This window comes from Candidatus Komeilibacteria bacterium CG_4_10_14_0_2_um_filter_37_10, assembly GCA_002793075.1.
GTDB lineage: Bacteria > Patescibacteriota > Patescibacteriia > UBA1558 > UBA1558 > UM-FILTER-37-10.
In genome coordinates this window covers 1-3,413 of the sequence record PFPO01000019.1, presented here as the reverse complement: position 1 = coordinate 3,413, position 3,413 = coordinate 1, and the positions used below count along the sequence as shown (strand labels likewise).

Sequence of the window (3,413 nt, the reverse complement as noted above, 5' to 3'; positions counted from 1 at the left end):
ATTAGCCCTCGCTGATTTAGAGACAGTAGAAAAAAGAAAACAAAGAATGGAATCCGAAATGAAGGGCAATAAAAACGATCAATTACAAAAAACCGCCGAAGCTCTGGATAAAGTTTATCAATTACTCTCACAGGGGCAACCGGCACGACGGGCTGAATTGAATGAAGAAGAACGCAAACTATTACGCGACCTGAGTTTACTAACACTCAAACCACTCCTCTACGTTAACAATGTTGACGAACAAGAGTTGGCTATCGTGCCAGAAACGAAAAACAGCATTAATATCTGCGCTAAGTTAGAGGCTGATCTGTCAGACTTACCTACTAACGAAGTTAAAGAATATTTAGCGGCTGCTGGCATTCGGGCAACTGGCCTAGATAAACTAATTGTCGCCGGCTATGACTTATTAAACTTAATAACTTTTCTCACCACTGGGCCCAAAGAAACCAAAGCCTGGACAATCAAAAAAGGATCTTGCGCGCCAGCAGCGGCAGGTGTTATTCATACGGACTTTGAAAAAGGATTTATCAGAGCCGAAGTGATCAGCTACCAAGACTTTATTACTGCTGATGGTGAACTTGGTGCTAAAGAAAAAGGACTACTGCGCGTTGAAGGGAAAGACTATGTGATGCAAGACGGCGATGTCTGTCATTTTCGCTTTAGCGTTTAACTAATTCCTCTTGACGATTACTGGTGTTGGTGTTAATCTAATCCATTAACTGTCCTAAGTAATGGAAAAAACGGAATTTATCCACTTTGCATCTCCGATAAAATAAACTACAATATTAAATAGCTAGATCTTTAAACAAATTATTCATCAACTAATCAGGAGGATCCCTTATGCGATCAGACCCACGACACAATCACTTCAAAAGACGCAAATGGTTCAGAAAATTAAATTGGATTCTTTGCGTTTACTACACCAAGTGGGTAGTTCCGCGATTGAAAATGTCGCAATATTAATCCAGAACCAGGAGTTTTTTATGAAAACGCTTAGTAATATTCTTCCCATATCTGATTCGTCCAAGGAGGTGATCCAGCGCCGACGTACGCGGTCTATTATCTAACCGCAATAATGTACGTTTGGATAGGCTAACGCCCTATCTTTTTTCCTCAGGAAACGGCTGATGTTCCTGCCTCTATATAAAAATTAAAAGTAAGTCGCTTGGTAACACTAAGCGACTTATTTATTATAATAGTTTTTTATTTCTCTTAGCACCAACCACAATTCTAGCACAACAAAAATACACCCATAACGATAATAGGTGTCTTGCTGAAGTGTATTTTTGTTTTTGTTTTTGCTGCGATCTAGTTTTTTATTATCTGCTTTTTGGCAGAAAGTTAGCCCCCGCTAAAAAAACTAGTCCCTTTTTATTTAGCAAGATACTCCTAATAGCTTGGCTGTTATAGCCATATTGGGAAAAAGTTCCCGCGCTTTGAGATGTTGCTAAAAAATATATTTAAAACGAACAATTAATAAATTTTTTGGGGTGTGGTACCGATATAATAGTGTTGCAGAATAGACAGATAATCAGCGCCAGCTTTAGCGCGACGCATAGCATCTACCGCTGACAAACCAACACCGTGACCATTTAGATTTCCTCCTGTTTCAAACTCACAAACTACTGATTGCAACCAAGGCACTTCATTTTTCCAAACTTCTTTAAAGCTTCTGGTCCGGCCGTCGCTGCTGGAAAAAAATGGCGTGATGGCTATTTTGCCATTATAGGTTAAAACTTGCCCTCTGGTTTCCTCTACTGCCCTTTTCCAATCAGTCAAAATATCTTCAATAGCTGCACCGCGATAAACCTGATCATATGTTGCGTCCACTAAATAAAACTCATTAGCATGCTTAGTTTGTCGTTCTTGATGATACTGTGCATAAGTACGCGCGGCAATAGCCATAGCTTTTAGAAACTCATAAGGCGCTGCTTTTTGGGTTTCCGAAATACCCAATAAGTATTTTTCCATCGGCAACTCATTAATAACCCAATATTTGTCAGTAGCGGGCGTATATCTAAATTCTAAAGCGTACCGAAAGTCATTATAATTAACTTTGGGATTGAAATCTGGTCGCGCGTCCAGACTAAGAATAGTAAAGAAACTATTTATTGGATCTACTAGCTCTAAACGCAAATAACTGCCGCCGCTGTAATTATAATCATCGGAGGATAAAATATAGATTTTATTCAACCAATCGTAGACAATCGTCACGCCATGACCACTGGTTTTGGTGGCTAAAATATTATTTCCTTGATCCTTAACATAATAATTACCATTGGCAGTTACTGTTATTGGCTGTCTAGTATCATATAACCCCACGCGCATAAGCGGGCCAAAAGAATTGGTAGTAACATTATTTTCGGGATTAACTTGGGTCGGATTTTCTACGGTTGGCGCTTGACCGTCCATATTGGTGGCAATAATCGCTGTTGGCTGATAGACAATCTTTGGTTTAATACTACCAACGTTCAGATAAAAGGTAACATCGCTATTCTTTACCCAATCCAAACGCCGCGCTACCAATTGAAATTTCTCAATATATTCACCTTTCTTCTCGGGTGCCTGTAAAACAAACTTAAAGGTACCGATTTTTCCAGGTTTTACACTTTTTTCTTGTAATCGCGCAGCACGAAAAGCCTCTTCCCAATTCTTATAGCGAAAAACCGACTTCCGCATTTCCGGACTGACCGTTGCTAAAGCTAAAAAGTTGTAACTACTATTAGACCAGGTATAATTACCCGTATTTTTAAACTTCAATTCAATGGTTATTGCTTTACCCGGTTCAATATTGATTTCGCCGGCTGGTTTTAGAGAAATTAATTCCGCTGATATCTTGGGTCTAATAGTTGCCGCTTGAGCTGTTGGTATGAACAATGATCGCAACCAACTGACCGGACTTATTTTTTCTTCTGGTTGTTGTTCTGGTCCAACTACCGGCAGCTCTGGCAATAAATCTATTGGATTGATAATGGTATTGTTATCCGTTGATTGATAACGATAGGGATTACTTAAGTAATCTCGAGTTTCTACTGCAGCACTAACAGGATCAACGCTGTCTAAAATATAGGTTTCCAACAGGGATAATAATTTGCCAGATATTAATATCAACAATAAGGATATTGCAAACATAAAAAACACACTCGACACTGAGCGTGTTTGGCAATTTTTTGAACCCCTGCGTTGATAAACAGAGCTGTGGCAATAAGCTTTGTTGGTGATGACCCTCATTTTCTTTTTGTTTTTATTTTTTACTGAGGTGATTTTTTACCTCATAATAGTATTTTAGCACATTTTTAAGAAAAAAACAAGTGCTAATGGTAATGTGCACACACATATTGCACTTTCTAGTAAACTAGGGCTATATGTCAAAAACTATGCCAAAATCAACACAAGAAGAAAAATATAGGTGG

The 3,413-nt window shown here is 38.7% G+C and carries 2 protein-coding genes; one reads left to right on the top strand and one right to left on the bottom strand.

Features of this window, described 5'->3' with window-relative positions:
• The coding region (locus COX77_01035; protein ID PIZ99617.1) for a redox-regulated ATPase YchF at window positions 1-670 on the top strand (670 nt) is incomplete at its 5' end.
• Between the two features lie 803 nt (window positions 671-1,473).
• Here COX77_01035 and COX77_01030 read toward each other — a convergent pair.
• Window positions 1,474-3,231, bottom strand: a complete 1,758-nt coding sequence (locus COX77_01030) for a hypothetical protein (GenBank protein ID PIZ99616.1) — start codon at window positions 3,229-3,231, stop codon at window positions 1,474-1,476.
• Window positions 3,232-3,413: the final 182 nt, after the last annotated feature.